Origin of the sequence: Kitasatospora sp. DSM 101779, assembly GCF_025655475.1 — a bacterium.
In the GTDB taxonomy this organism is placed as follows: Bacteria; Actinomycetota; Actinomycetes; order Streptomycetales; family Streptomycetaceae; genus Kitasatospora.
Genome location: NZ_JAHTIK010000001.1, coordinates 994,685 through 999,774, shown reverse-complemented (window position 1 = coordinate 999,774; position 5,090 = coordinate 994,685). Strand labels below are relative to the sequence as shown.

Annotated in this window: 5 protein-coding genes; 4 read left to right on the top strand and 1 reads right to left on the bottom strand. The window is 75.0% G+C overall.

The window, feature by feature from the left end; genetic code table 11:
* The first annotated feature begins 182 nt into the window (after positions 1-182).
* The 4 genes from KSNIM_RS04725 (at position 183) to KSNIM_RS04710 (ending at position 4,693) form a co-directional block, all read left to right on the top strand.
* Positions 183-1,556 (top strand): M64 family metallopeptidase, encoded by a 1,374-nt coding sequence (locus tag KSNIM_RS04725; protein WP_317633990.1) that lies wholly within the window; start codon positions 183-185, stop codon positions 1,554-1,556.
* A 205-nt stretch (positions 1,557-1,761) separates the two neighbouring features.
* On the top strand, positions 1,762-2,598 hold the full coding sequence (locus KSNIM_RS04720) for a (Fe-S)-binding protein (RefSeq protein ID WP_263101959.1): 837 nt from the start codon (positions 1,762-1,764) through the stop codon (positions 2,596-2,598).
* Complete coding sequence (locus tag KSNIM_RS04715) at positions 2,595-4,037, top strand: LutB/LldF family L-lactate oxidation iron-sulfur protein (protein ID WP_263101958.1); 1,443 nt, start codon at positions 2,595-2,597, stop codon at positions 4,035-4,037. The genes KSNIM_RS04720 and KSNIM_RS04715 overlap by 4 nt, the downstream gene beginning before the upstream one ends.
* Positions 4,034-4,693 (top strand): lactate utilization protein C, encoded by a 660-nt coding sequence (locus KSNIM_RS04710; protein ID WP_263101957.1) that lies wholly within the window; start codon positions 4,034-4,036, stop codon positions 4,691-4,693. Before KSNIM_RS04715 ends, KSNIM_RS04710 begins: the two co-directional genes overlap by 4 nt.
* A 49-nt stretch (positions 4,694-4,742) precedes the next feature.
* On the opposite strand, the gene KSNIM_RS04705 is transcribed toward KSNIM_RS04710, so the two are convergent.
* On the bottom strand, positions 4,743-5,090 hold a 348-nt coding region (locus KSNIM_RS04705; RefSeq protein WP_263101956.1), incomplete at its 5' end, for a TioE family transcriptional regulator.

Genomic DNA, 5,090 nt, shown 5'->3' with positions numbered 1-5,090 from the left:
GCGCCGCGTCCGCACTGCCCGACGGGCCGTCGGGCGGCGCCGCGAAATGCCGCCGTCCGTACGGGAATCGGTGCGCCGGCCCTTGCCGGGCCGCGCCGGCGGGCCTATGTTCAGCGATGTTCAGTGACGAGTTAAGCCCACTTAACTCCACTCTTAACCCACCTCGACCGAGAGGAGGGCATGTGCGCACCCGCATGCCCCGCTACACCGCGCTCGCCGCCGGCCTCACCCTCGCCGCCGCGCTGACCGCCCCCGCCGCGGCCGCCCCCAACCCGCCCGCGGGCCCCGCCGCCGTGACCGCCGCAGCAGCCGCGCCGGCCGAACGTACGGTGACGGCCGAGGCGTTCACCGGACCGGACGCGGAGGGCCGCAGAGTGCGCGTACCCGTCGCCGCACCGGGACACCGCAAGGGGATCTCGGGGCGCACCGCACCCGGCGACGTCACCGGGGACGGCGCCGTCGGCCGCCTCGCGGTCACCGGCCCCACCGCCGACCGCCTCGACGTGGTGATCGTCGGCGACGGCTACACCGCCGACCAGCAGGACGCCTTCCACGCGGCCGCCGCCGCCAAGTGGGCCGCCATCAGCGCGATCGAGCCGTACCGCAGCTACCGCGGACTGTTCAACGTCTGGACGGTCGACGCCGTCTCGCACGACTCCGGCATCAGCGGCGACCCGGACACCGGCACCGTGCGGGACACCGCCCTCGGCAGCTACTTCTGGTGCGCCGACACCGAACGGCTGGTCTGCACCGACCTCGACAAGGTCGCCGGCTACGCGGCGAAGGCACCGGCCGCCGACCTCGTTGTGGTCGTCGCCAACTCGGCCAAGTACGGCGGCGCCGGGTACTACGGGCTGGAGGCCGAGGGCTACCCCTTCGACGGCGTCTCCACGCTCTCCTCCGACAACGCCGCGTCCAGTCTGATCGCCGCCCACGAGATAGGCCACTCCGTCGGGCAGCTCCACGACGAGTACACGTACGACTCCTACGGCACCTGGACGGGCGGCGAGACGGACGGCCCCAACTCCACCGACCGCACCGCCGACCAGCTGCTCGCCGACCGCGCCAAGTGGTATCGCTGGCTCGGTGCGGACGACCCCGCCGGCGGCACCGTCGGCACCTACGAGGGCAGCGACTACTACCCGCACGGGCTCTACCGGCCGACCGCGACCTCCATCATGCGCGCGCTGTCCAGCACCGAGTTCAACCTGCCCGGCCGCGAGGCGATGATCGCCGGCTTCTACCGCAAGGCCAACGGCCTGAGCAGTGACCTGCCCACCGGCAGCACCGTCCGCCGGAGCACCCGGATCACCGTCACCCCGGCCGCGCTGACCGGCCTCGCCGCGCCCGAGCTGCGCTGGTACCTCGACGGCACCGAGGTCCGCTCCGTCCGCGGCCGCACCTCGGTCGTCCCGGCGGCCCTCGGCGTCCGCCCGGACGGCAGGACGCACCGGCTCACCGCCGTCTCGGTGGACCGCACCGCCGCCGTCCGTGACCCGCAGGTCCGGGACCTCGCCACCGACAGCCTCGCCTGGCGGGTCGCCGGCACCCCCTGACCCGGCCCGGTCCGGACCCCGCCGTCCCACCCCGGGCCGGCGGGATCCGGCCGACCTCGGCCGACATGCGCGGCGGATCCGCCCCACCGGCCCCCGGCGGCCGTACACTCCCCGCGACGACGCCCCGCGCCGCCACACCGTCCGGGGCCGTCCCGCACCGCCGGACCGCAAGCCGCCGCCAACGACCGCCGCCGAGGGAGCCGCGATGCGCGTCGCACTGTTCGCCACCTGCGTCAACGACGCCGTGCGCCCACGCACCGCCCGGGCCGTGGTGGACCTGCTGGAGCGGCTGGGGGTGGCGGTCGACTTCCCGGCCGCACAGACCTGTTGCGGGCAGCCGCAGTACAACACCGGCTACCGGCGCGAGGCGGAGCCGCTGGTGCGCCGCACCGCCGCCGCGTTCGCCGGCTACGACCACGTGGTCACCCCGTCCGGTTCGTGCGCGGCGATGGTCCGCGAGGCCTACCCGCGGATCGGCGCCCGTGCCCAGGCCGAGGGCCGCGGCACCGAACTCGCCGACGCTGCCGCCTCCCTGGCCCCCCGGATGCTCGAACTCACCGAGTTCCTGGTCGATGTGCTCGACGTCGTGGACGTCGGCGCGTACTTCCCGCACACCGTCACCTACCACCCGTCCTGCCACGGGCTGCGGATGCTCGGCCTCGGCGACCGCCCCCGCCGGCTGCTGGCGGCCGTGAAGGGGCTGGAACTGGTCGAACTGCCCGGCGCGGAGGAGTGCTGCGGCTTCGGCGGCACCTTCGCGGTGAAGAACCCGGACGTCTCCGCGGCGATGGCCGCGGACAAGGTCCGCAACGCGCTCGGCACCGGCGCCGACGTACTGTGCGGCGCCGACAACTCCTGTCTGCTGCACCTCGACGGCACCCTGCGCCGCCGCGGCGCCCCGATGCAGGCGGTGCACATCGCCGAGATCCTCGCCGCCACCGAGGCCGCGCCGTACCGACCGCCCGCACCCCGCCGGGCCCGAACCGCACACACCGCCCCCGCCCCCGCCACCGCCGTCGTCGCGGGAGGGCCCGCCGAATGAGCTCCACCTATCTCGGCATGCCCGCCTTCCCCGAGGCCGCCAAGAACTCCACCAAGGACGCCACCCTGCGGGCCAACCTCGGCCGCGCCACCCGCACCATCCGCGAGAAGCGCGCCCGGGCGGTCGCCGAACTCGACGACTGGGCCGAACTCCGCGCCGCCGGCAAGGAGATCAAGGACCGCACGCTGCGCCGGCTCGACCACTACCTGCTGCAGGCCGAGGAGGCCGTCACCGCCGCCGGGGGAGCGGTGCACTGGGCGGCTGACGCCGCCGAGGCCAACCGGATCGTCGCCGACCTGGTCAGGGCCACCGGCGAGCGAGAGGTGGTCAAGGTCAAGTCCATGGCGACGCAGGAGATCGGCCTCAACGAGGCACTCGCCGCCGAGGGCATCACCGCCTACGAGACCGACCTCGCCGAGCTCATCGTGCAACTCGGCGACGACCTGCCCTCCCACATCCTTGTCCCGGCGATCCACCGCAACCGCGCCGAGATCCGCGACATCTTCCGCGAGGCGATGGGCCGTTGGGGCCGTCCCGCGCCCGAGGGCCTGACCGACGAGCCGGGCGAACTCGCCGAGGCCGCCCGGCTCCACCTGCGGGAGAAGTTCCTGCGGGCCAAGGTCGGCGTGTCCGGCGCCAACTTCCTGGTCGCCGAGACCGGCACCCTGGTGGTCGTCGAGTCCGAGGGCAACGGCCGGATGTGCCTCACCCTGCCCGAGACACTGATCTCGATCGTCGGCATCGAGAAGGTCATCCCCACCTGGCAGGACCTGGAGGTCTTCCTCCAACTGCTGCCCCGCTCCTCCACCGCCGAGCGGATGAACCCGTACACCTCGACCTGGACGGGCATCACTGACGGCGACGGCCCCCGGGCCTTCCACCTCGTCCTGCTCGACAACGGCCGCACCGCCGCCCTCGCGCACCAGGTCGGCCGCCAGGCGCTGCGCTGCATCCGCTGCTCCGCCTGCCTCAACGTCTGCCCGGTGTACGAGCGGGCCGGCGGCCACGCCTACGGCTCCCCGTACCCCGGCCCGATCGGTGCCATCCTCACCCCGCAACTGCGCGGCCTCGGCAGCGAACTGGATGCCTCACTGCCGTTCGCCTCCACCCTGTGCGGCGCCTGCTACGAGGTCTGCCCGGTCGCCATCGACATCCCCGAGGTCCTCGTCCACCTGCGCGAACAGGCCGTCGACCAGGGCCCGGGCCACCGCGTCGAGAAGGCCGCGATGAAGGCCGCCACCTGGCTGCTCGACCACCCGGCCGCGCTCGCCGCAGCCGAACGCGCGGCCTCCGCCACCCGTGGCCTCCACCCCAGGAAGCTTCCCCTGCCCGGCCCCGCCAAGGCCTGGACCCACACCCGGGACCTCCCCGACCTGCCCGCCGAGCCCTTCCGGGCCTGGTGGGCCGAGCACCGCGACCGCAAGGACGGCACTGCATGAGCACCTCCCGCGACACCGTCCTCGCCCGCATCCGCAGTGCCCTCACCGACGTTCCGGCCGGTGAGGAGGCCGGCCGCCCGCCCGTCCGCCGCGACTACCGCTTCGCGCACGTCCTCGACGACCCCGAGGCCGTCCTCGACCTGCTCGCGGAGAACCTGGCCGACTACCGCGCCCGGGTGCACCGCTGCACCGAGGAGGCGCTGCCCGACCTGCTGGCCCGCCTGCTCGCCGAGCACGGCTCCCGTACCGTTGCCGTCCCTCCGGGACTGCCCGCCGCGTGGCTTACCGCGGCCCGGGCCGAACAGCGCCCCGACGACGGCACCCTGACGGCCCACCGGCTCGACACCACCGACAGCGTCGTCACCGGCTGCGTCCTCGCCGTCGCCGAGACCGGCACGATCGTCCTGGACGGCGGCCCCGGCCAGGGCCGCCGGGTGCTCACCCTCGTCCCCGACCACCACATCTGCGTGGTCCGCGCCGACCAGGTGGTCGCCTCCGTCCCGCAGGCCCTGCCCCGCCTCGACCCGGTCCGCCCGCAGACCTGGATCTCCGGACCGTCCGCCACCAGCGACATCGAACTGACCCGGGTCGAGGGCGTGCACGGCCCCCGCACCCTCGACGTGGTCCTGGTCGAGGGCCACGACCCCCGCGGCTGACCCGCATGTGCCGCGGGCCCGGCGCTCACCCGCGGGCCCGCTCCGGCGCTCACCCGCGGGCCCGGAGGTACGCCTCCAGCGCCGCCGCCCCCGCCAGCATCGCCCGTCCGCGGGCGGCCAGCCGGGCGTGCCAGTCGTGCAGCGTCGCCTCCAGCGGTTCCAGCCCGCCCGCCGCCCGCACCTGGGCGAGCAGCGGGGCGATCCGCTCCAGCAGGTGGCCGCCGCGCCTGAGCTGATGGGTCAGCCGGGCATCCCGGACGTCCGCCTCGTCGTAGACGCGGTACCCGGTCAGCGGGTCGCGGCCCGGACGCACCAGCCCGGCCCGCTCCCAGGCACGCAGCGTCGCCGGCCGGAGGCCGAGTTCCTCCGCGAGCGGCCCGATGAACGTGCCGCCGCG

Coding starts and splice junctions, on each gene's coding strand:
- KSNIM_RS04715 (WP_263101958.1), top strand. CDS start 2,595: ATGAGCTCCACCTATCTCGGCATGCCCGCCTTCCCCGAGGCCGCCAAG.
- KSNIM_RS04710 (WP_263101957.1), top strand. CDS start 4,034: ATGAGCACCTCCCGCGACACCGTCCTCGCCCGCATCCGCAGTGCCCTC.
- KSNIM_RS04720 (WP_263101959.1), top strand. CDS start 1,762: ATGCGCGTCGCACTGTTCGCCACCTGCGTCAACGACGCCGTGCGCCCA.